Source organism: Psychrobacter proteolyticus (assembly GCF_038155145.1).
Taxonomy (GTDB): Bacteria; Pseudomonadota; Gammaproteobacteria; order Pseudomonadales; family Moraxellaceae; genus Psychrobacter; species Psychrobacter proteolyticus_B.
This window is the reverse complement of the sequence record NZ_JBAKAY010000005.1, coordinates 247202-270365: the sequence shown is the minus strand read 5'-3', so window position 1 is coordinate 270365 and position 23164 is coordinate 247202. Positions and strand designations below refer to the sequence as shown.

The 23164-nt window shown below is 42.8% G+C and carries 22 protein-coding genes and 1 tRNA gene; 10 read left to right on the top strand and 13 right to left on the bottom strand.

All coding sequences use genetic code 11. The features are described from left to right. Window positions 1–9 precede the first annotated feature (9 nt). Window positions 10–1332, top strand: coding sequence for a valine--pyruvate transaminase (locus V6252_RS08485; protein WP_341610074.1), 1323 nt, complete (start codon window positions 10–12; stop codon window positions 1330–1332). A gap of 18 nt (window positions 1333–1350) precedes the next feature. Then, complete coding sequence (locus V6252_RS08480) at window positions 1351–1818, top strand: hypothetical protein (RefSeq protein ID WP_341610073.1); 468 nt, start codon at window positions 1351–1353, stop codon at window positions 1816–1818. Window positions 1819–1840: 22 nt separating this feature from the next. On the opposite strand, the gene V6252_RS08475 is transcribed toward V6252_RS08480, so the two are convergent. The 3 genes from V6252_RS08475 to hisB all read right to left on the bottom strand — a co-directional run bounded on the left by V6252_RS08475 (window position 1841) and on the right by hisB (window position 3903). Continuing rightward, on the bottom strand, window positions 1841–2209 hold the full coding sequence (locus tag V6252_RS08475) for a hypothetical protein (RefSeq protein ID WP_218870062.1): 369 nt from the start codon (window positions 2207–2209) through the stop codon (window positions 1841–1843). 204 nt (window positions 2210–2413) lie between these two features. Then, window positions 2414–3049, bottom strand: a complete 636-nt coding sequence (gene hisH / locus V6252_RS08470) for an imidazole glycerol phosphate synthase subunit HisH (RefSeq protein ID WP_341610072.1) — start codon at window positions 3047–3049, stop codon at window positions 2414–2416. A gap of 188 nt (window positions 3050–3237) precedes the next feature. Further along, window positions 3238–3903: an imidazoleglycerol-phosphate dehydratase HisB gene (hisB, locus tag V6252_RS08465; RefSeq protein ID WP_220455963.1), complete on the bottom strand. Its 666-nt coding sequence runs from the start codon at window positions 3901–3903 to the stop codon at window positions 3238–3240. A gap of 387 nt (window positions 3904–4290) precedes the next feature. On the opposite strand from hisB, the gene V6252_RS08460 reads away from it, so the two are divergent. Further along, entirely contained in the window at window positions 4291–4713 is a 423-nt protein-coding gene (locus V6252_RS08460) for a hypothetical protein (protein WP_102091078.1), read from the top strand. A 123-nt stretch (window positions 4714–4836) separates the two neighbouring features. Continuing rightward, window positions 4837–4912: transfer RNA gene (locus V6252_RS08455), tRNA-Phe, on the top strand. 124 nt (window positions 4913–5036) lie between these two features. Here the strand turns inward: V6252_RS08455 and V6252_RS08450 are convergent. Then, on the bottom strand, window positions 5037–5393 hold the full coding sequence (locus V6252_RS08450; protein WP_145990080.1) for a hypothetical protein: 357 nt from the start codon (window positions 5391–5393) through the stop codon (window positions 5037–5039). A gap of 206 nt (window positions 5394–5599) precedes the next feature. Here V6252_RS08450 and V6252_RS08445 point away from each other — a divergent pair, with 206 nt between their 5' ends. Together V6252_RS08445 and V6252_RS08440 are read left to right on the top strand one after the other, a co-directional pair. Next, window positions 5600–6100 (top strand): DUF4385 domain-containing protein, encoded by a 501-nt coding sequence (locus tag V6252_RS08445; protein ID WP_341610071.1) that lies wholly within the window; start codon window positions 5600–5602, stop codon window positions 6098–6100. Between the two features lie 117 nt (window positions 6101–6217). Further along, window positions 6218–6901, top strand: coding sequence for a phosphoglycolate phosphatase (locus V6252_RS08440; RefSeq protein WP_341610070.1), 684 nt, complete (start codon window positions 6218–6220; stop codon window positions 6899–6901). Between the two features lie 50 nt (window positions 6902–6951). On the opposite strand, the gene V6252_RS08435 is transcribed toward V6252_RS08440, so the two are convergent. Then, window positions 6952–8532 carry a YifB family Mg chelatase-like AAA ATPase gene (locus tag V6252_RS08435; protein ID WP_341610069.1) on the bottom strand — a complete coding sequence of 527 codons (1581 nt, stop codon included), beginning with the start codon at window positions 8530–8532 and terminating at the stop codon, window positions 6952–6954. A 431-nt stretch (window positions 8533–8963) separates the two neighbouring features. Here V6252_RS08435 and hemN point away from each other — a divergent pair, with 431 nt between their 5' ends. Then, complete coding sequence (hemN, locus tag V6252_RS08430) at window positions 8964–10442, top strand: oxygen-independent coproporphyrinogen III oxidase (RefSeq protein ID WP_425355871.1); 1479 nt, start codon at window positions 8964–8966, stop codon at window positions 10440–10442. 78 nt (window positions 10443–10520) lie between these two features. Here the strand turns inward: hemN and V6252_RS08425 are convergent, their stop codons facing one another. From V6252_RS08425 to V6252_RS08415, 3 genes are all read right to left on the bottom strand, one after another. After that, on the bottom strand, window positions 10521–11381 hold the full coding sequence (locus V6252_RS08425) for an SPFH domain-containing protein (RefSeq protein WP_057762202.1): 861 nt from the start codon (window positions 11379–11381) through the stop codon (window positions 10521–10523). Between the two features lie 16 nt (window positions 11382–11397). Next, window positions 11398–11877 (bottom strand): NfeD family protein, encoded by a 480-nt coding sequence (locus V6252_RS08420; protein WP_057762204.1) that lies wholly within the window; start codon window positions 11875–11877, stop codon window positions 11398–11400. Window positions 11878–12107: 230 nt separating this feature from the next. After that, window positions 12108–12647, bottom strand: coding sequence for a porin family protein (locus tag V6252_RS08415; protein ID WP_201547565.1), 540 nt, complete (start codon window positions 12645–12647; stop codon window positions 12108–12110). Between the two features lie 304 nt (window positions 12648–12951). Here V6252_RS08415 and V6252_RS08410 point away from each other — a divergent pair, with 304 nt between their 5' ends. Together V6252_RS08410 and V6252_RS08405 are read left to right on the top strand one after the other, a co-directional pair. Next, a complete protein-coding gene (locus V6252_RS08410; protein WP_341610067.1) occupies window positions 12952–14184 on the top strand; it encodes an 8-amino-7-oxononanoate synthase in 1233 nt (410 codons plus the stop codon). Between the two features lie 71 nt (window positions 14185–14255). Continuing rightward, entirely contained in the window at window positions 14256–15065 is an 810-nt protein-coding gene (locus V6252_RS08405; protein ID WP_341610066.1) for a methyltransferase domain-containing protein, read from the top strand. Window positions 15066–15308: 243 nt separating this feature from the next. Here the strand turns inward: V6252_RS08405 and dnaK are convergent, their stop codons facing one another. Both dnaK and grpE read right to left on the bottom strand, forming a co-directional pair. Then, window positions 15309–17249: a molecular chaperone DnaK gene (dnaK, locus tag V6252_RS08400; RefSeq protein WP_057762214.1), complete on the bottom strand. Its 1941-nt coding sequence runs from the start codon at window positions 17247–17249 to the stop codon at window positions 15309–15311. A gap of 183 nt (window positions 17250–17432) precedes the next feature. Next, window positions 17433–18032, bottom strand: coding sequence for a nucleotide exchange factor GrpE (gene grpE / locus V6252_RS08395; RefSeq protein WP_057762215.1), 600 nt, complete (start codon window positions 18030–18032; stop codon window positions 17433–17435). Window positions 18033–18466: 434 nt separating this feature from the next. On the opposite strand from grpE, the gene V6252_RS08390 reads away from it, so the two are divergent. Continuing rightward, the gene (locus tag V6252_RS08390; RefSeq protein WP_341610065.1) at window positions 18467–19879 is read left to right on the top strand and encodes an alpha/beta hydrolase; all 1413 of its coding nucleotides are present in this window, start codon (window positions 18467–18469) and stop codon (window positions 19877–19879) included. Window positions 19880–19915: 36 nt separating this feature from the next. Here the strand turns inward: V6252_RS08390 and V6252_RS08385 are convergent, their stop codons facing one another. From V6252_RS08385 to V6252_RS08375, 3 genes are all read right to left on the bottom strand, one after another. After that, a complete protein-coding gene (locus tag V6252_RS08385) occupies window positions 19916–21049 on the bottom strand; it encodes a metallophosphoesterase (RefSeq protein WP_341610064.1) in 1134 nt (377 codons plus the stop codon). 86 nt (window positions 21050–21135) lie between these two features. Next, entirely contained in the window at window positions 21136–22146 is a 1011-nt protein-coding gene (locus V6252_RS08380; RefSeq protein WP_341610063.1) for a TIGR01777 family oxidoreductase, read from the bottom strand. Window positions 22147–22436: 290 nt separating this feature from the next. Continuing rightward, on the bottom strand, window positions 22437–23066 hold the full coding sequence (locus V6252_RS08375; RefSeq protein ID WP_341610062.1) for an L-threonylcarbamoyladenylate synthase: 630 nt from the start codon (window positions 23064–23066) through the stop codon (window positions 22437–22439). Window positions 23067–23164 lie beyond the last annotated feature (98 nt).

The window sequence follows — 23164 nt, the reverse complement described above, 5'->3', positions numbered from 1 at the left end:
GGTAGCCTTATGAAATTCTCAAAGTTCGGTCAAAAATTTACCCAGCCCACTGGCATTTCACAATTGATGGATGATCTGGGCGACGCGCTAAAAAGCGATCAGCCAGTCAACATGCTGGGCGGTGGTAACCCTGCCAAAATTGATGCTGTCAATGAGTTGTTCTTGGAGACGTATAAGGCACTAGGCACAGATAACGATACGGGTGAGGCCAATAGTAGCGCGATTATCAGCATGGCGAACTACTCTAATCCGCAAGGGGATGCCGCCTTTATTGATGCGTTGGTTGGCTTCTTTAACCGTCATTATGATTGGAACCTCACTTCAGAAAACATCGCCTTGACCAATGGCTCACAGAATGCGTTTTTCTATCTGTTTAATCTGTTTGGCGGTGCGTTCGCTGATGAGAATAGCGAGTCTATCGACAAGTCCATTCTACTGCCATTGACCCCTGAATATATTGGCTATAGCGATGTGCATGTAGAAGGTCAGCATTTCACCGCTGTATTGCCACATATCGATGAAGTGACGCATGATGGCGAGGAAGGCTTCTTTAAATATTGTGTCGATTTTGACGCGTTAGAGAACTTGCCAGCACTAAAAGAAGGTCGTATCGGCGCGATTTGCTGCTCACGCCCGACCAATCCGACTGGCAACGTGCTGACTGATGAAGAAATGGCGCATTTGGCCGAGATTGCCAAACGTTATGACATACCGCTTATCATCGATAATGCCTACGGTATGCCCTTCCCCAATATCATCTACTCTGACGCGCACCTGAATTGGGATAACAATACGATTCTGTGCTTTAGCCTGTCGAAGATTGGTTTGCCTGGTATGCGTACTGGTATTATCGTGGCCGATGCCAAAGTAATCGAAGCGGTCAGTGCGATGAATGCGGTGGTGAACCTAGCTCCGACACGCTTTGGTGCAGCGATTGCCACGCCATTGGTAGAAAACGATCGTATTAAGCAATTATCTGATAACGACATCAAGCCGTTTTATCAAAAGCAGGCGACCCTCGCGGTGAAGCTATTAAAAGAAGCCTTGGGCGATTATCCGTTGGTCATTCATAAGCCTGAAGGCGCGATATTCTTATGGTTATGGTTTAAAGACTTGCCGATTAGCACGCTGGATCTATACGAGCGCCTAAAAGAGAAAGGTACGCTTATTGTGCCAAGTGAGTACTTCTTCCCTGGTGTCGATGTTAGCGATTATCAACATGCACACGAGTGTATCCGCATGAGTATCGCCGCTGACGAGCAGACACTGACTGATGGTATCAAAGCCATTGGTGAAGTCGTACGTGAGCTTTATGATGAGGCTAATAGCTAACATATAACCTAGAGTCTGATGGCTATGTACCCAATATTTTTACTCTATGGCATATTTATATTTTCAGCTATTTTTTTGGTGTGGATCCTAATAGCAATCATAACTGACTTTATATTTTTATGTTTTCCAAAAGTAGATTCAAAGGTTTTAAGCAAAAGAATAGTGATTACTTCTGCCAAATTCTCTTATCTGGATGATGTGCATGAGCTTTTTATTAAGTATCAATATGAGTTCGAAGGTGTCATTTATACCAGCACATTACTGAATGCTTTTGGAGGGGTGCGTAGTTTTGGTGAAAACGGAGTTAGAAAGGCAGTAGCGAATTCGATAACTCCAGAAGACAGAATAGCTGTCTATGTCTGCCCTTTTTACCCGAAACTGGCTTATGCTTTGCCGTTTGGATGGAGTAAATTTTTGGTGTTGCCGATAATTGCTGTGGTATTAGCTTTGTTCCTCTCCTCAAGCAATAAACTAAATATTTTTTGATGTACAACAAAAAACGGACTAATTAATAGTCCGTTTTTTTATGACGCTTGGTCAGTGAAGTCGATTTATTGGTTGGTCGAAATATAGTCGTCCACTTATTCAGCGCAAAGAGCACATACGGCAGCATACAAGTATTAATCAAATCGCGGATACTCGCGAGTATCTGATCACGGCTTAAGCCTGTCAAGCCAAGTGATTCAATCGTATCTCGATTGTCTAAATACTCACCCAACAGCGCGATGCAAGTTACGACGATCAGAGCGATAAATGATCGAATACCTTGGCTTTTGATAATAGGACGCAGCGCAACCAGACACAGCAGATAAACACCGACACCGACATAGATATGTAAGGCATCTTTGGCAAGGCCAGTTGTTTCCACAACATTCATTTTAAAGGCAGTAAAATCCACTGAGATATTCCAAATATAAGCGAGTAGAAAATAACTAAGCGTATCACTAAACCATGATGGCTAAACTATAATAGCTAAAGAATGGCAGCTACAAAGTGATAGCTGAGCATAAAAAAGGCAGATTATACAATTGATAATCTACCTTCTACTAAATTAAATATTCACTTCACGTTTATCAACTACTTACACATTCCACTCTACAAAGTTCTTGAGCAGTTGCAAGCCAGCGGTATGGCTCTTTTCTGGATGGAACTGGGTGGCAAATAGATTGTCTTGGATCACACTGGCGCAGAACGGTTGACCATAGTCACATATCGCCGCCACTTGTGAGCTATCGGCAGGTTCACAGTAGTAACTATGCACAAAGTAAAAATGCGCATTGTCTTCGATACCGTGCCATAGCGGATGGTCAAAATCCATACCGCTAATGGTATTCCAGCCCATATGCGGTACTTTGATAGTCGCGCCTTGCTTGTCTTTCCACGTAGGGTCAAACGCTTCTACAGTGCCGTTTAAGATGCCTAGGCAGTCCGTGCCACCATTTTCAGCTGACTGCTCAAACAACGCCTGCATGCCCACACAGATGGCCATAACGGGCTTGTTAAACACCGCATGACGTATCACTTCATCAATGCCCGCCTCGTGCATGCCAGCGATACAGTCACGCATCGCACCCACACCAGGGAAGACGATTTTATCAGCCGCTGCCACAACTTTTGGATCATTGGTGATAGAGACTTCTGCCCCGACTACCGATAGGGCCTTGCTAGCAGAGTGCAGGTTGCCCATACCATAATCTAGTAGTGCTACTTTAGTCATCGATTGGTTCTCATTTTTAAATATTTTGACTACTTTACTATTTATATCGTTAGCCATTTATATTGTTGGCTATTGCCCTTTCTATTATCGCGGGTGTAGATAAGGTTTTGCTACAAGGAAGTCAAGCGAAGGCTGTACAACCAGTACGCCAAGCTTGACTGACACCGTAGAAGAGCCTTAAATGCGCCTTAGAAAGCCTCTTTGGTCGATGGCAAGGTGTTCAACGCACGCTCATCGTATTCACAGGCCATACGTAATGCACGAGCAAAGGCTTTAAAGGTTGATTCGATCTGATGATGGCTATTTTTGCCCTTTAGATTATCTAAGTGCACGGTCATCCATGAGTGATTGACGAACCCGTAAAAGAACTCACTGAACAAATCAACATCAAAACGGCCGACGTGCGAGCGCGTAAATGGAATGTCCATATGCAAACCAGGACGACCTGATAGATCGACGACAGCACGGGTCAATGACTCATCTAGCGGCGCATAAAAGTGCCCATAACGACGAATGCCTTTTTTGTCACCCAATGCTTTGTTAAAGGCTTGACCAAGGGTAATACCAGTGTCTTCGACGCTATGATGGTCATCAATGAACGTATCACCGGTACATTTGATGTCTAAGTCAAACAAACCGTGACGCTTGATTTGATCAATCATATGATCCAAAAATGGCACACCAGTGTCTACCGTGCCTTTACCTGTACCATCTAGATTAACGGTACAGGTGATTTGCGTTTCGGCAGTGATACGTTCAACGGTCGCGATACGTTCAGGGCGACCATATAGATTTACGTTTTTTGACTCAGTTTGCTCAGGTGTGGCAGCAGTCGTCGTTGCATTGGCTGTCATGGCTACTCTCTATCAGTTTTTTATCAGTGAAAAGCGGTCAATAAATAAGGCAAAAACCTGCCCAAAATATTTTACTAGTGTCTGTGTCAGACCTTAGCAAAAAATGTATTAGAAAATGATATATACAAAAGATATCAACATATTAGGGTTTATACATACTAAATATTATATAGCCTCATCATAGCAAACCCTAACATTTACTGCCACGACCAAGCGGTAAACCACGCACAAAATCACGTCATTCTGCTAAAATAGTGTGTTCAGTATTATCAATCATGACTCGCGCTGACTTTGAAGACCCTTACTTACGGCACTACACGCTATGACATTGTGCTGTCTCATATTGCTAATTTATACTATAGAAACCCTCTATTTATAGGAACTGCTATGCCTTTAGAAGCGATCGCCATTAATAGTTTGGATGCGCCACTTATCAAAAAACCTGCTCGCGACAATGAGCTAGCAGAGCGCTTGCAGGCATTGTACGATAGCGATGATGCGCAGCCTGACGGTCTCGAGGTATTAAATATCGTTGAGCAAGGGTTTAAACGTGGACAGTATCTCTATGTCGGGATGTTCAATGATAAGCCTATCGCTGCGGTCGCCTGCTTTGATGACGGGCAGACCAATGCTAAGCGCCTGCAATATCTCACGGTGCATCCAGAGAATCGTAAACGTGCTATCGATGCCAAGTTTATTAAACTGGTCTATGATTGCGAAGTTAGAAAAGGTGTACGTGAATTTGTCCCTGCTGATGCTGATATTCACCGTATCATGAGCGAGTACGAACTATTGCGTGTGAAAGACTAAACTGAGCGCTAAAACGGTTAATTTTGCCAATATCTGATTATTTATCGTCTTTTATCAGATATAATGCAAAAACAGCTTGACAGCTGAGCGTATATTTAGTTTAATAGCGACCTCAACGAAGACGGCTCGATAGCTCAGTAGGTAGAGCAACGGATTGAAAATCCGTGTGTCGGCAGTTCGATCCTGCCTCGAGCCACCATTCGTTAATAGAATTCTAAAAAGCCCTGAACAGCAATGTTCGGGGCTTTTTTTATGTTTAAATTTTATCGTATTCGTTAACATTCATTCTATTTATGCATTGTTCTTATTCGTATAGCCGACCACTATTCGTAAAAACGACCACGTAATAGTAAATTACAGCGCTCACGCGAATCTAGGTCGTATATAGTTGCGCGGTAATCAATACCGTGACGCCCTTCAAAAAATATCACTCGGTCGCCCACTGCCAAAAAACAAGACGTACGCGCATCATAGATAAAGCCATCTATCACAAATGCCAAATCGCGATCTATCTCGCGTACCGTATACGTCTCACCTTGCGGAATCAAACGTTCAAACCACGCGCTATGGGCAGTCGTATTGGCTAGTATGCTTGTCGTTAGCAAGAGCCACGCTACCAGTATATTTTTGGGTAATCGCAAACGGCTCAGCTCATTTACACTTATTTTATTTCTCAACATAGTATCTCTTGTGGCATTGCATTCATCATATTTGTAGCCTTCATACGTCTCACAGCTGACTTTACCATAACCATTTCTACTTAACGCTTTTGATGCTAAATACCTACTGTCACGGTTGCATAACATTTTTGTGCTTTTTTCTAAACAGCTTGGCTAAGTATACTCAATAACCATATACGAGTAGATAAAAATAATAGGTCATAGCTATGAGAGAGTTTGATTACGACTTAGATTATAAGAGTTTGGATTTGCGCGCTCAGCCTGAGTTGTACCGTGTCGGTCGCGGTGAGCAAGGTGTATTATTGGTAGAGCCTTATAAGTCTGAGATTTTACCCCATTGGCGCTTTGCGACCCCCGATATTGCCCGCGAAAGTAGTGAAGCTATCTATCAGATGTTTTTAGATTACTTGGCTGACGATGACTTCATCGGTGCAGATATGGCGCGTAAGTTTATCCAAATGGGCTATACCCGTGCTCGTCGCTATGCCAATCATAAAGGCGGCAAAAAATATAAAGGCGCGGTACCTGATGATAAAAAAGGTCAAAGCGGCGCTCATGGCCGCGAAGAGTTGCCACGACAAGAGGAAGACCCTGTCAAAGCAGAATCCGCACGGATCTTTAAAGTTAAATGGGATGAATGCCGTGAGAACGAAGACTATCTAAGAATGAAGAAAGAGCATCGTGAACGCTATAAAGATGTCGAATAGATGCTAATACTCAAGACATTCAGCACAACAGGTAAATAAATTGACTGGTCTCGAAATACTACTATGCTAAGGTATGGCCAATATAATAAATATAACAATTTTCAATAGTGAGGAATAATGAATAAGCAGCTTTTAATTTTTGATTTTGATGGCACACTCATTGATAGCGTACCCGATTTGGCCGACGCAACCAACGCCATGCTAACCACATTGGGTAAAGACACTTACCCTATCGAGACGATACGCAATTGGATAGGAAATGGTTCACGACTGCTCGTAGAGCGCGCTTTGGTTGGCAAGGTAGAAGTAGCAGAGGGTGAGCTAACGGTTGAGGAAGCCGATCACGCAGAGCAAATATTTTTTGAGGCTTATAAGAATCTTAGTGGTAGTAAAACCGTTGCCTACCCAGATGTCGATGACGGACTCAAAAAACTGCACGCTGCTGGCTATACGCTTGCTTTGGTCACCAACAAGCCCATTCGATTTGTACCAAAGATATTGCAGTCGTTTGGTTGGCAAGACTTGTTTAGTGAAGTGATGGGCGGTGACAGTTTAGCTGTCAAAAAACCAGACCCAGCGCCCCTACTACACGTCTGTGAGACTCTCAAATTTAGTGTCGAGCAGGCAGTTATGATTGGAGACTCTAGAAACGATATGTTGGCTGGACAGAACGCCAATATGGACACGCTCGGCCTGTCTTATGGCTATAACTACGGGCAAGATATTCGCGAATTAAATCCAACCGAAGCATTTGATCACTTTGCTGACTTGGTTGCTTGGATTATGAAAGATAGAGTTTAGTCTATAAAGAATCTATCGAATCATCATAATGTAACTTACTCAAATATAGATTACGCTTTACTACGATAGCTCAGCGCCTCAGATACGTGGGCGCTGTTGATATCAGTACTGTTAGCCAAATCAGCGATTGTACGAGCCACCCGTAGTACTCGGTGGTAGCCACGCGCTGATAAATTTAGACGCTGCTGAGCAAGTTGCAATAACTGCTTTTCATTGTCGCCTAGCTGGATATATTCATCGATTTCGCTAGGGCTAAGCTCATTATTAACCTTTTGCTGGCGCTGCATTTGATGCTGATGCGCTATTACTACGCGAGCCCGTACTTGCTTAGAGGTTTCACCTACCTGACTATTTTGCAAATCAGCAATCGGTAATGCAGGTACGGTAATATGTAAGTCAATACGATCTAAGAGAGGTCCAGATAGTTTGTCTTGATAGCGTTTGATCTGCTCAGGTCGACAGCGACAACGTCCTGATGTATCGCCGTCATAGCCACATGGGCAAGGGTTCATCGCAGCGACCAGTTGAAAATTCGCCGGAAAGGTCATCTGAGAGTTAGCGCGGCTAATAGTGATTTGTTTGGCTTCTAGCGGCTGACGCAATACTTCCAGCACGCTCCGATCAAACTCCGGTAACTCATCTAGAAATAACACGCCTTTATTAGCTAGCGTAATCTCACCTGGTTTTGGCCGTGAGCCACCACCGACCAACGCCACAGCTGATATCGTATGGTGTACTTGTCTAAATGGCCGCGTCCCATAGTCATAATCGCTGTCTGCCACCGAATAGGTACTGGCAACCTCTAGTGCATCCTCATCACTCAAGTCTGGCAATATCGTTGGCAATCGTGATGCCATAAGCGTCTTACCTGACCCTGGTGGCCCTGTAAATAACAATGAATGACCGCCCGCAGCGGCAATCTCTAACGCGCGGCGAGCATGATGCTGTCCTTTGACATCAGCTAAATCCACTTGATAGCCAACATGCTGCTGTGCAAGACTTGGCTGTACCACTGCTAAACTCTCATAGTTTGCACTTGGGTCAACGAGCGACTGTAGATGGTCGCAAACCGCTTTTAGACTCTGAGCAGCTAGTATCGTTACGCCATCAACGCGGCTGGCCTCACGACCATTATCAATCGGTACGATCAGTTGTGGTGTTGTCGGCGGCGAGGTATCTGGATTGTTTTGCCCTTGGTCACTCGCTGCTAACTGCGACAATGCTATTGCCAATTTCTCAGCTTTGATTGCTCGTGCGACTGCCAAACTACCAGTTACTTGTCGCAACTGGCCATTGAGCGCTAATTCGCCAATAAACTCAAATCCTGATAGTACCTCTAGCTCAAGCTGTCCGCTTGCTGCCAGTATGCCGATAGCAATTGGTAAGTCTAAACGCGCGCCATCTTTAGGCAAATCAGCAGGGGCTAAATTGATCGTGAGGCGGCGGTTAGGAAACTGGAAACCTGAATTGAGAATGGCAGAGCGTACCCTGTCTTTACTCTCACGCACGGCGGCCTCAGGTAGCCCAACGATGGTCAATGCGGGCAGTCCTTGCGATAGATGCACCTCAATGATGACCTTGGGAGCATGCAGACCAACCACCGAACGGGTATAGACTTGGGCAAACGACATCAGTATCTTCCTAATACAGAGTGTCATTGATAATAAAGTATTATTTATCAACGCGCAAATGTCGTATTTTATTGCTGGTGTAGAGAGAATCACCAAAACCTCAGCGTCGTTCTGAGGTTTTTTATGTGTAAATGATAGCTCTATTTTAATATTTAAGAATACTCACCGACCACCCCACTGCTAACAAGGATTTGTTATACTATCTACTATACATTTAGCGATACATACTGCTGCCGATGACGTATTCGAATCTTATTATTAATCATTGATACAAACGAAAAATAAACACCAAATCCGAAATCATTGATCATATAAAAACCAGCAGTATCTAGAGTAAAAACGAGGAATATCGCATGACAGACTATTCAGAACAGAACACTCAGCAGCCCTACAACCGTGCGGACGAGCCGCCCACGACTGTGCGCCCTGTTATGCAGCCTGACAACCCTTATGCAAGTACACGTGGCAGTATTACGAGTAAGCAGCTACCAGCATTTGATGAAGCAATCATCAATAAGTACAATCGCTCAGGGCCACGTTATACATCTTATCCGACAGCTCTAGAGTTCACGCCAATACCAGATAGCTTCGAGAATATCGGTCTTGAGACGAAAATCCTGCAGAATCGTGAAGCGCGTGCTCCCTTATCGCTATATTTTCATATTCCATTCTGTCGCCATCTTTGCTACTACTGTGCTTGTAATAAGATTATTACCAAAAAAAATAGTGATTCTGGTGATTACTTGCAGTATTTAATCGCTGAAATTACGCATAAGCGCCGCCTGTTATCTAAGCCAGAAGGCAGCGACAAACCATTGGTCAAACAGCTACATTTGGGCGGTGGTACACCAACGTTTTTGCGTGACGAAGAGATGGTGCAGTTGTGGGAGTTTTTACAAACTCAGTTTGAGTTTTTGCCAGAAGATGAAGGTGACTATTCTATCGAAATTGACCCTCGCGAGCTGAGTGAAAACACCCTAAAGATACTGCGTAATCTCGGTTTCAACCGTATCAGCTTGGGTGTGCAGGACTTGGATGAAACGGTACAAATCGCCGTTAATCGTGTGCATTCAGCAGAGCTTATTGAAAGCGTGCTAACAGAAGCACGTGAGCTTGGTTTTCGCTCTATCAATATTGATTTGATTTATGGTTTGCCGCATCAAACGCCTGATACGTTGGACAAAACTGTAAATCGTATCATCGAGATGTCACCAGACCGCCTGTCAGTCTTTAACTATGCGCATTTGCCTGAGCGATTTAAAGCCCAACGTCAGATAAAAGATGAAGACTTGCCCAGCCCAGCTGCCAAACTGACGATGCTCGGCAGTACTGTCAATACATTGACTGAAGCTGGCTATCAATATATCGGTATCGACCATTTTGCCAAACCTGATGACGAATTGGCTGTCGCACAGCGTGAAGGTAAATTACATCGTAATTTTCAGGGTTACACCATCATGGGTGACTGTGACTTATTAGGCTTTGGTGTCTCATCAATCAGTCAGATTTCTAATGCCAATACGCGCTATATTTTGCAAAACGATACTGATCTACAGAACTATCAAGCCAAGATTGATATGGCGAAAATCAATCCGACTGTCATGCCTGCGGTAAAGTATATAAAAACCTCTATCAAAGACCGCTTGCGTGAATATGTCATCATGAACCTACTGTGTCATGATTACCTCGATTTTAAAGATGTGAATCAAAAATTTGGTATCGATGCCATCACCTATTTTATTAATGAGATTCAGCAGTTGGGCGCTATGCAAGACGACAGACTGATTGATATGGATGCAGCAGGTATTCGCGTCTTACCTAGAGGTCGCTTGCTTGGCCGTAACGTCGCCATGGTATTTGATGAATACTTAGAAAAAAAACATCAAAACCGCTTTTCGAAAGTTATCTAAGTTAGCGAAACTTTAGTCCAATTAATACACATAAAAAAGACCTCAAGCGAGGTCTTTTTTTAATATTGCTATGACTTTTTACACTTTTAATTTATCACCGACCATACCTTTTACAGTGCTTAAGATATCTGCTGGTAATACTACCATTTTGGAGTTATCAGATTCAGCCAACTCTCGTATCGCTTTGATATACTGCTCACCCAGCAAGTATACGATCGGCATCTCTTCCTCGCCCATCGCACTAGTAATCAAACGAATCGACTCTTCAGAACCTCTGGCTAGTACTACCTGCGCTTCAGCATCACGGCGTGACGCTTCCAAGCGACCATCCGCTTCTAAGATAGCAGCTTGCTTTTGACCATCAGCACGGGTCACGGTCGCACGGCGTAAACGTTCTGCCGCTGCTTGCTCTTCCATGGATGCTTGCATGGTCTGCGAAGGATTAATATCTTGAATCTCTACTGTTTTAAGGGTAATACCCCAATCTGCGATGTCTTCTGAAATTGCATGTTTTAGCTTGGTTTTGATCTCGTCGCGACTGGACAATGCACTATCAAGATCCATCTCACCAATGATCGAACGCAATGACGTCTGTACTAGATTACGGATACCGTACTCATAGTCTTCGATACCGTAGACCGCCTTATCAGGACGCACGATATTAATATAAGCGACAGCGTTTGCAATGATAACAACGTTGTCACGAGTAATGACTTCTTGTGATGGAATATCGAGTACGATGTCTTTGGTCGTTACCTTGTAAGCCACATCATCTACATAAGGGATGATGAGGTTGAGTCCAGGCTCTAGCGTTTGGCTATATTTGCCCAGTCTCTGCACTACCCATTTATAACCTTGCGGTACAATACGTACGCCTTTAAACACGGTGAATACCACCAGTGCAATCAATACCACCATGACAATACTAAAGCTTTCCATAACTCATCCCTTATTATTATACCTGCATACTTTTATGCATCGCTGCCTGCGCTTTTGTACTGCTCACAATCAGCTCGTTACCCACGATATCCGTCACTACCACTCTATCGCCGATTGCCACCTGCTCCCCTCTCGTACGGCACATCCATTCAGCCGCACCAACGATAGGAACACTAAATCTAACTGTGCCAGCTTTATCTAGCTGCGGTGACACGATAATCATCCCGACCTCACCAACTATGACACTACCGCCTAGCCCAGCTTTGGTACGATCTACTGACAACGGTTTGATAAACTTGAACCAAGCCAGCAAAAACACAGCAGAGAGCACTAACCAGACGATAATCTGAACAGAGACAGAAATAGGCAACAACCATGATAGCGCTGCAACGATGATGGCAGCGGCACCAAACCACAAACTGGCAAACGTTGGTACAAACATCTCGACTATTAGTAATAAGAAGCCTAATACTAACCAATGCCAAGGTTCAATCATCCAAAGTATCTCCATCCTTGCCACCATTCCTATCTTTATCATTCCAGTTTTTAATGTAGCACATTTTTAAGGATAACAACGCTTTAACGATAATGATATATTATCGGTGAGCTACTTATAAATTATTACCCTAAAAGCCTCATCATAAATTTTAAGCAAAAAAAAACGACCACTTAAAGTGATCGTTTCTTTATTATAGCTGTTTAGCTAAAAGCTTATTTTCTAAGTCATTAGAATTTTAGCTGTGCGCCAACAGTCATAAGATCAGCGTCGCTACCTAGCATGTCATATTCAGCTTCAACACTGAAGTCAGAGTTTACTGCGTAACCAAGGCCTACACCACCAGCGATGTTAGTATCGTCGTCTGAGAAATCAGAAGCACCAGCAAAGTTAGTGTTGTTAGCTTCTACTTCAGTTTTTGCAACACCTAGCTTACCTTTTGCGTATAAGCCACTATTTGGGAATGCATAACGGTAAGTACCATAAGCGCCGTATGTTTTAGCATCGATGTCGCCGCCTCTATAGTCAGCATCATCTGAACCTACATATTCCGCTTCGATACCGAAGTTAGGATCAAAGTTATAACCAGCAGTTACACCGTATGCAGTTGGGTCATCAGCGCCATCAACATCTAGATCGAACTGACCAACTTTAGCAGCAACGTATGGCTGACCTGTGTAGCCGTTGCCATAGTTAACAGCAGCTTGTGCACCTACAGAAAGTAAAGAACCAGTTGCTAGTGCAAGTATTGTTTTTTGTAGAGTTTTCATTATTAGCTCCTTGAAAGAAATTTGGACAGACAAGTTATTTATTTATATTGGCCTTGTGGCCCTATCGCCTTATCTGCTAACGATGAATACATAGTAACAAACTATTTCAGACACTCTGTCAGTGTTTAATGGTATGAGAGTTAAGAATTGAAAGCGTTTATCAGTGTGTGGGTTACAAAGGCCTAGATATGAAACCTTTTGTTACATCCACCCAGTTTATGCAATAATTCGTACTCATTTCACAGCTTTCTTGCTAGACAAATTGGCTAAACATGGCTGATATAACAATAATTAGAGAGAAAAAATGCAAAATTCTATCACTGAGCGTTTGCAAAGCGCACTTGCAGACTTAAAAGCAAAGCAGCAGTATCGTCAATTACCAAACATGCAGCATGACGGACGATACGTTATTAGCAAAGGTAAGGCTTTACTCAATATTGCGAGTAACGACTATCTTGGCTTAGGCGGCGATACCGAGATGCAAGCTGAGTTTCTTGCTCAGGTGGGACAGCTATCTACTACGCACACTCCTAAAATGAGTGCCACTTCCTCACGCCTACTGACAGGCAACGATATACAGTTAGAAGCTCTAGAAGAAGAACTGCAAAACTGGTATCACAGTGCCATAGAGAAACAGAGTTTAACCGATTCAAAGTCGGTGCTGGTGTTGAACAGTGGCTATCACGCCAACCTAGGTATCTTGCCAGCATTAACAACTTTGCCAGTCAAAACTCTCATTTTGGCTGACAAGCTAGTACATGCCAGCATTATCGATGGGATGCGCCTAAGCCAAAGTAAACTTGTTACCTATCGTCGTTACCGTCACAATGATTACGGACATTTAGCCAAGTTTATTGAACAAGCAGACGAGACGTTTGAACGCATCATTATTGTTACCGAGAGTATATTTAGTATGGATGGTGACCGTGCTGACTTGCCTGAACTAGTACAATTAAAATCCAAAGATGCTCGTATTGAGCTGTATGTCGATGAAGCACATGCTGTTGGAGTGCTTGGCGATACAGGTCTAGGATTGGCAGAAGAAACAAATACCTTGGCGGATATTGACTACTTGGTGGGTACCTTTGGGAAAGCATTTGCTTCAGTTGGTGCTTATATAATGTGTGATGAGGTCGTCAAACAATGGCTGATCAATGCCATGCGCCCACTGATTTTTAGTACCGCACTCCCTCCGATAAACCATGCATGGACACGATTTATTTTAGCAAAGATGCCGGCTTTAACTGACCAACGTGTGCATCTAGCACAGTTATCTACTACGCTTAGTCAAGCCATTGACCCACGGCACCGTGTATCGCCAACCTTGCAAGAGATATACTACCAGTCCCCTATCGTTCCTTATATATTAGGCGATAATGCAAGTACCCTTGCCAAAGCGCAACAGTTGCAAGCCGCTGGATTTTACGCGCTGCCTATCAGGCCACCTACTGTGCCTACAAATACTGCTCGTATTCGCTTAGTTATGAATGCCAAACTAACTAACGAAGACTGCGAGCGACTGATACAGCAGTTGTAAGCTTATCGTTTAACACAGAATTTACTCCTACTATCGATAGATAACTGGCGCACTCGGACATAATAAAGCCTATGACAACACTCGACACAGCTGATGACCTCAGTGTTAGAAAACAAACCATCGCTCGCCACTTTGCCAATGCAAGTGACTATGACCAGCATGCCAATGTTCAACAGACTGTTTGTCATTATTTATTAGACAGTATCGCTAATACCGAACAAGCCAGTGTGCTAGAAGTGGGGGCAGGTACAGGTCAAATGACACGCCTACTCGCTGATCATATTCAAAGCCAGTATTGGCTTATTAATGAGTTATGTAATGAGCAGACGGCTACATTGCAATCAATACTGCCAACTGCTGACGTAATGATTGGCGATGCTGAAACGATAAATTTAGCAGAAAATCATAGCTTGATAGTTAGTGCCAATGCCGTGCAATGGTTTGATAGTCCGTTGAGTTTCATCACACAATCAGCGCAGCGTTTACAATCTGGAGGCCAGCTAGTTTTTAGTACTTTTACACCAAATAACTTTTTGCAAATTAAGACTCTCACTGGCCAAGGACTTCACTACCCAGATATTGATGAATGGCAATTGGCATTAGATAGTGCTGGCTTTGAGAATATCAAACTCTCAATTCAGCGCTTTGATTTACCATTTCCTACCCCCTACGCTATCTTAAAGCATATGAAACTCACCGGCGTATCGACCAATCAAACTCAGGTTAAATCAGAAGATAGCCGAACCTTTATATGGACAAAATCGCGTTTACAGCAATTTGAGTCAGACTATTGGCAGCAATTCTCAGAAAAGGAAGAAACAGGACAGCTCATGGTTAATTTAACCTATGAAGTGCTAATAGTGAGCGCGTTTAAAACTTAATTTATTAACTGATAGTAAAAATAGTGGCTAGTAGGAACTGTGGCTAATAGGCATAACAACATTTAGAAATAGCAGCCATAAAAAAACGCACCCCGAAGGATGCGTTTTTTAATTTAACTACTTATCGATTCGTATTGACTATACCATTTTCAAAAACTTGAGTAGCAAGGAAAACAAGCGTAAGTACTACATTAAGTAGACTAAGCGAGTTTGACGTAGCTAATCGCATTTTTGGATTTGGTATTATTTTTTGTCTTCGTCTACTTCAGTGAACTCAGCATCAACGACGTCGTCATCAGCTTTGTTGCTACCAGCATCGTCAGCACCTTGTTGGAACTGGCTTGGATCCATACCTTCTGCACCAGCGCCGCTATCAGCATAGATTTTTTGGCTGATTGGCAAGAATGCATTGTCTAATGCTTCAAGCTTAGCTTTGATTTCGTCATGGTCATCTTCTTTCGCTGCAGCTTCAAGCTCAGTGATAGCAGATTCTACTGTTGATTTTTCTTCATCAGTGACTTTATCTTCTGCTTCTTTTAGCGCTTTTTGTACGGCATGGATACGACCATCTGCTTCGTTACGAACTTGCGCTAGGTTAGCGAACTTCTCATCTTCAGCAGCATTGGCTTCTGCATCGCGAACCATTTGTTCGACTTCTTCGTCCGACAAACCAGAATCCGCTTTGATTTGGATACTTTGTGCTTTACCAGTACCTTTATCGGTTGCAGAGATGTTCATGATGCCATCAGCATTGATGTCAAAAGACACTTCAATTTGCGGTAGGCCACGTGGTGCTGGTGGAATATCCGTCAAGTCAAAACGACCAAGCATTTTGTTTTGGTTAGCGATTTTACGCTCACCTTGATATACCTGAATCGTTACAGCTGGCTGGTTGTCTTCAGCCGTTGAGAATACCTGTGATTTCTTAGTAGGAATCATGGTGTTTTTCTCGATAACTGGTGTCATGACACCGCCCATCGTTTCGATACCTAGAGTCAATGGCGTTACATCAAGTAGTAATACGTCAGTTTTGTCACCAGACAATACAGCACCTTGAATCGCTGCACCAGCTGCAACTGCTTCATCAGGGTTCACGTCTTTACGTGGCTCTTGACCGAAGAAGTCTTGTACTTTTTGCTGTACTAGTGGCATACGAGTCTGACCACCGACCAAGATTACATCGTTGATGTCGCCAATTTTTAGGCCAGCATCTTCAAGTGCAGTCTTACAAGGACCCATTGTACGTTGTACTAGCTCTTCAGTTAGGCTCTCAAGTTTAGAGCGGCTGATAGTTACAACCAAATGCTTAGGACCACTGCTATCAGCAGTGATGTATGGCAAGTTTACTTCAGTGCTTTGTGCACTTGATAGCTCAATCTTCGCTTTTTCTGCCGCTTCTTTTAGACGCTGCATCGCAAGAGAGTCACCTTTTAGGTTCACGTCTTGCTCTTTTTTGAATTCAGCAACTAAGAAATCAATCAATGCTGAGTCAAAGTCTTCACCACCTAGGAAAGTATCACCGTTGGTTGCTAGTACTTCGAATTGTTGCTCACCATCTACGTCTGCGATTTCGATGATTGAGATATCGAAAGTACCACCGCCCAAGTCATATACAGCAACAGTGCTATCGCCCTGCTTCTTGTCCATACCATAAGCAAGTGCAGCAGCAGTTGGCTCATTGATGATACGTTTTACATCAAGACCAGCAATTTTACCCGCATCTTTAGTTGCTTGACGCTGTGAGTCATTGAAGTAAGCAGGTACAGTTACAACCGCTTCAGTCACGCTCTCACCAAGATAGTCTTCTGCTGTTTTTTTCATTTTTTTCAAGATTTCAGCAGAAACCTGTGGTGGCGCAAGCTTTTTACCGTTGATTTCTACCCACGCATCGCCGTTGTCTGCTTTAGCGATTTTGTAAGGAACCATACCGATATCTTTTTGCACGACTTTGTCATCAAAACGACGACCGATCAAACGCTTGATCGCAAACAAAGTGTTGCTTGGGTTTGTTACTGCTTGACGCTTAGCTGACTGACCAACAAGCGTTTCGTCGTCTTTATAAGCGACGATCGATGGTGTTGTACGAGTACCTTCAGCATTTTCGATGACTTTAACTTTGTCACCTTCCATTACTGCTACACACGAGTTAGTAGTACCTAAATCAATACCAATTACTTTACCCATAATCAATTGCTCCTAATTTGTTTTTAACTATAAATACTTATTTATCTAGACCGTAGTCGGTCACTTGTTGCTATATATCGGTTTACCCGTCGTATTTTTCAAGGCGATAATCACGCAAAAACTGTGTTTCATGTCATTTTTTGTGAAAAACCTTCATATTAGTAGGGTTTAGCCCTAAAAATATTACTGACCAACACGAACCATAGCTGGACGTAATAGACGACCGTTTAGGCTATAGCCTTTTTGTAAGACCGTACCAACTGTATCTGCCGCTGCTTCTGGGTCAATACCCACTGCTTCATGGAAGTCAGCGTTGAATTTTTCGCCTTGGGGATCGACCACTTCTACGCCGTTTTTAGTCAATACTGCTACCAATGCTTTGTGCGTTAATTGCACACCCTCAGCGACTGGATCATTTGCATCGGCATTTTCGATAGCGCGCTCTAAGTTGTCAACGATGTCTAACAATTCTTTAGCAAATTTCTGTAGTGCAAACTTTTTGCTTTTATCCGCTTCTTGCTCCATGCGCTTTTGCGCATTGTAAGCTTCAGCATTAGCGCGTGCAGTACCTTCTTTGGCTTGCTTTACTTCGCCTTCTAGCTCAGCAATACGCGCTTTGAAAGTATCAAGGTTGATTTCGTTTTCGATAGTCGTTTCTTCACCTGAATTATTCTGTGGATCAAACTCTTTCATGGTTTCTTCTAAGATACTGTCATTGTGATCAATATTCTCATGTGCCACATTTTGGTCAAGATTTTCGTGGTTCGGGTTTTGCTCGCTCATGATAGCTCCTTGGAATTTCAATAATGAAGATTAAGAGACGGCACAGTAGACCGAATAATTACTGGTCATACTATGCCATTATTAAATACTCGATGATTCTGACTCATTGTTTTTTTTAATACGCTTCAATAGCTGCTTGATAAAGGTGATAAGGACAAATTTCAAGCCTAGAGCAAAGGAATTTTTACCATTTATGACAAATATTAGTGAAGTCTGATTAAAGAAATGCATCTAACGTTTTTGTTCCCTGTCAATAAATCTCAATATTCATTCACAAAAAGAACAAAAAACCGCTATTTATTTCAATTACTTTACGCTTATTAATCAAGCTATTACCAAACGATACCCTATTACCCTGATAGCTATTTTATCATTGCTATAAATATTATCGCCTACACTCAAATGCACGCTAAAAATCATTTATGAGAGCTGTTATGTCTAATTCAAAAAATTTATCTATCAATACTTTGCTTAATAAAGCATTGATGACATTGCACTTAGCGTCAAAAGAACACCTAGCGTCAAAAGAGTCATCGAACCAAGATGCACAAACGTATAACTCATCAGAAAAACGTCTGAGCGTTAAAGAGAAAATACTTGCTTACAACCCTGTAGCAAACTATCAGTCGCATACATTGCACTATGCAATGAAAAGTCTGGGCTACTTACCAGACCCTATTTTAGAAGGGGTAATTGGTTACCTTAAAGGCCCTAATTCAAAACAATATCTGCATGCAAACGCTCACCTGCGTCTCATCTTTGCAGTAAATAGCTACCTCAAAACACCGTTAGAACTAACTCCAATGCCGGAGTTGCGTGAGAGATTTACTGCTGATGCGGTAGCCATGCAATCACCTAGAGTATGGCAACAAGCCAGTACTACTATGCTAAGCAATATAAAGCCCTTCACTAAAAAAAATGATTCACCTGTTAGTTGGAAAGATGAAACGATTGCCAATGCTGATGATGGCGACATGACTGTCCGTTGTTATAAAGCCGGCGGCAAAAAATCTGGTTTTAGAAGAAAACGTATTCATAATCCTGATGAAACAGTCATGCTGTTTTTTCATGGTGGCGGGTTCTGCATTGGTGATGTCGATACACATCATGAGTTCTGTCATGCAGTCTGTGAGCAGACTGGCTGGTCTGTGGTTAGTGTAGATTATCGCTTAGCGCCTGAATGCCCTGCTCCAGCAGCATTAAAAGACTGTATCACTGCGTATGATTGGTTGGTTGATCACTGTCACACATTGGGTGCGTTACCCTCTCGTATTGTATTGGCTGGTGATAGCGCAGGTGGTGGTCTATCAACTTTAATTGCGCAGCAACTGACTGCACCGAGCAAAAGCGCATGGGCAGACTTAGGGATAGATGGACAGAAAATGTTTAATCTATTAGAAAAACTACCCGAACCTCTAGCGCAGATGCCTTTGTATCCAGTCACTGATATTGAGACAGATTATCCAAGTTGGGAGCTATACGGTGAAGGTCTACTATTAGATCATGCTGATGTAGCAGTATTTGATGCTGCTTGCCTAGAGAATAGCCCACTGCCTCGCCTACATATATTGAACTCACCTATGCTAGGTGATAATAGTAAAGTTTGCCCAACTTACATTGTAGCTTCTGAGCTCGATGTATTACGTGATGAGGCATTTGCTTATGCAAAGCAGCTGAAAGGTTACGGCGTTGCTGTAGAGACCTATACTGTGCTTGGTGCACCACATGGCTTTATTCATTTTATGAGTGTTCACCAAGGTCTTGGACAAGAAACAAACAATATCATTCATGGGTTTAGCAGCTTTGTACGTGAGATCATCAGTACACAATCGCGGTTAGCTGCATAGACCGCTTGCTGGCTAATTATTGATTTGTATAACTAATTAATTTGTATTGCCAGATAGCGTAATCAACCAAATCTCTGAGCGCGATCCTAATCGAAACGGAATGCCCCAAAAACCATAGCCAGAGGACACGACGAAGTGTCCTTTACCAATCTGCTCATAGCCATAACCCAAACGATTAATAGCATTGACGATGAAATTAGCGGGAAATACTTGACCGTTGTGGGTATGTCCCGAGACTTGTAAGTCTATAGGTAATTGACTGTGATTATCTATATCACTCGGTCTATGGTCTAATAATATCACTGGCTGCGACGTATCTACTTGCGCAAGTAGATTGGTAGTTGCTACACGTTGACGTTTATGATTATCGAAACGTCCAACTAGCCATATTGGTTGACCTTCATGCTCGATACAGAGCACCTCATCGTTTAACAACTGTATACCTGCATTTTGCAGCGCTTCGCTGATAGGTCGCTCGTGACCATATAAATCATGATTACCCAATGTCGCATAAACACCACGTGGCAGACTACGGCACAATTCTGCCAAGTTTTGCTCCATATGATATTCATTAAAGGCATCTGTATTATCATCCATAATGTCCCCTGGCATCAGCAGCATATCTGCACCAGAGCGAATCATAAGTTGTTGCAATCTATCTATGGCTCTCACACCAAATAATCGACCTATATGCAAATCACTAGCGACTGCAATGCGTAGTGGCTTGGTTAAAGGTTTATCTATACTGATAGAGAGCTTGCGTATAACAGGAGCATAGGCACTATATAATGAATAAATGAATAGTCCTATAAATAGGAATAGCGCTAGTACTCTTAGCCCTATAGTCATCTCATTCGATTGGTGCAACGTAGTGCCTGATAAAGAAATTACTAGTAGATACCCTCCGTAGAGTAGACTCACTGCCAACGCCGTCAGTATCATAAAATGCATGACTAGCATCCACCCGCTAACCCAGCGATAACTGTTAGCAAATGCTCTTTTTACGCTCAATACTAATAGACCATTAGTAATAATAAATACACTGGTCCATATCGTCGTTTGCAATGTTAGCGTTATCCAAGGCTGGAGCCACCACTGTATACTTAATACTGTACCTAAGCTAAATAACTGTAATAGCAGAAAGATGGTGAAGAAAAATGCGTAACGCATGGACTACCCTCAAACATAAATACGGTTCAGTAATTGATTATCAAAAGATATTTTGTGATGTTTCACATGAAACAAAACCCATATAACTATTCTTGGTTTTCTAATGCTTGCTGCAGTGTTGAGTGTTTGAACGAATAACCTGCATCCAATAGCGCTTGTGGCAGCACTTTTTGACCATCGATAAGTAATGTCGACATTTCGCCAAACATTAGCTTGAGCAAAAACTCTGGTAAAGTAAAAAATGTGGGACGATGTAGCCACGAACCAAGTGCTTTGGTAAAAGTATGATTGGTCACAGGATTCGGAGCAGTAAGGTTATATACGACTATATGTGTATCATTTACGGTACCGCTTGCAGTCTTGATAGTGCTGTCACTAATAGGTGCATTATCTTGGGCTAAACTTTCGATGTGATTAACGTCTGAGTCGTTAGTAAGTTTAAGCTGCTGCTCAATAATAAAGATAACCGCATTGACCCAATCTTCACGGCTGATCCAGCTCATGATTTGCTGTCCATTACCCAACTGACCACCGACACCAAATTTAAAGGGTAGTAATAATTTAGCCACCATACCACCTTCAGGATGGATGACTACACCTGTTCTGACGATAGCTACAGGAACATCGTGATCAGTTGCTTTAAGTGCTAATTGCTCCCATTCATCACATAATGTATGAGCAAAGTCTGTCTCATAATCGCTGTTTTCAGTCAGTGGCTTGTCACCTTGCGTACCATACCAGCCGATTGCTGATCCGCTCACCAATAACTTTGGTTTGGTGCTAGCACGTGCTATAAATTCCAATATCGACTGAGTAGGTTTGATACGGCTCGCCATCAACTGTTCTTTTCGCTCATCGCTCCAACGAGAGTCAGCAATCCCAGCACCTGCTAAATTCAGTATGACATCAAAACTCATATCAGACATCGCAAGCTCGTCATAAGTCATCATATTGATATCATCGGGATGTGGTTGGCCGCTATTACGAGTTAGCCAAGTAATCGCCACGTCTTTATTTTGCGCGCGAGACCGTGCCATTAACTCTCGGCTAAACGCACTTCCCAAAAACCCTGAACCGCCACTAATCAAAACATTCATACCCTACTCCCTATATGCCTCAAATATCACCACTATGACTTATCGTTGAGTTGCTTATTGTTGAAGTACTTATCGTTCAATAAAAACCAGACCGTTATAACCATCGTCTACTTTTTTGTGGTTTTTATCAAAACGACTTTTACATGCTTTTGGTAAAGGAAAGTAGAAAAATAGGCAAGCTAGCAGATGGTTAATTTATAAATGCTCACATAAACAAGGCACAGCAACACCTATCACTTTGCATTGCAAGCAATCGCATCTGAGAAGTTTAAGAGTTTTTATAGAGAGCGCTATCGAACGACGAAACCTGTCGTTGCGTCACGAATTTGGCTAGGTAAGGTATAACCCAATGTATCGCCCTGCAAATAACCAATTTGCTCATCAAAATAAGCATAGGCGGCATCAAAAGTGCTAGCAGGCAACTGCCCTGATGGGTTACAGCTTGTAGAAACTAATAGCCCAAATGGGTTCTCTTCACTGACCATCTGCTGGCAAAGCTGACGAACTGTAGGGTGCGAGATAACTCGAACAGCAATAGTCTGATGCTGGCCGGTAATCCAAGTGGGTACAGTGCTCGCAAGCGGCTGAGGAATTGGTAATAACCAAGTATGTGCTTGGCGATTTTGCTGTTTATCTCCGCTACCGTCTGTCTGCCAACTATCAATAACCTGCTGGCGCTGGACATCGTCTAAAGAGGCTAGCAAAGGTGTTAAGCGAGACACACTATCAGTGACGACTATCATGCCTTTGGCTTGTGGACGTTTTTTGATATCCAAAATACGCTGAACAGCTGCTTGGTCATAAGGGTCGCAACCAATACCCCAAACGCTTTCTGTAGGATACGCGAGCAGTTGCCCTTCTTTCAGCCACTTAGCAGCTTGAGTGGCTGAATTAGTAATAAGAGGTGTAGGTTGGCTCATGACTTAAATGGTTCGTAGAAGTAAATTCTAATAATACCACAAGAGAGATATTGTCTAGGAGAGTCTATAATTAAGTGCTATCTATGCCAGTGTCCAAT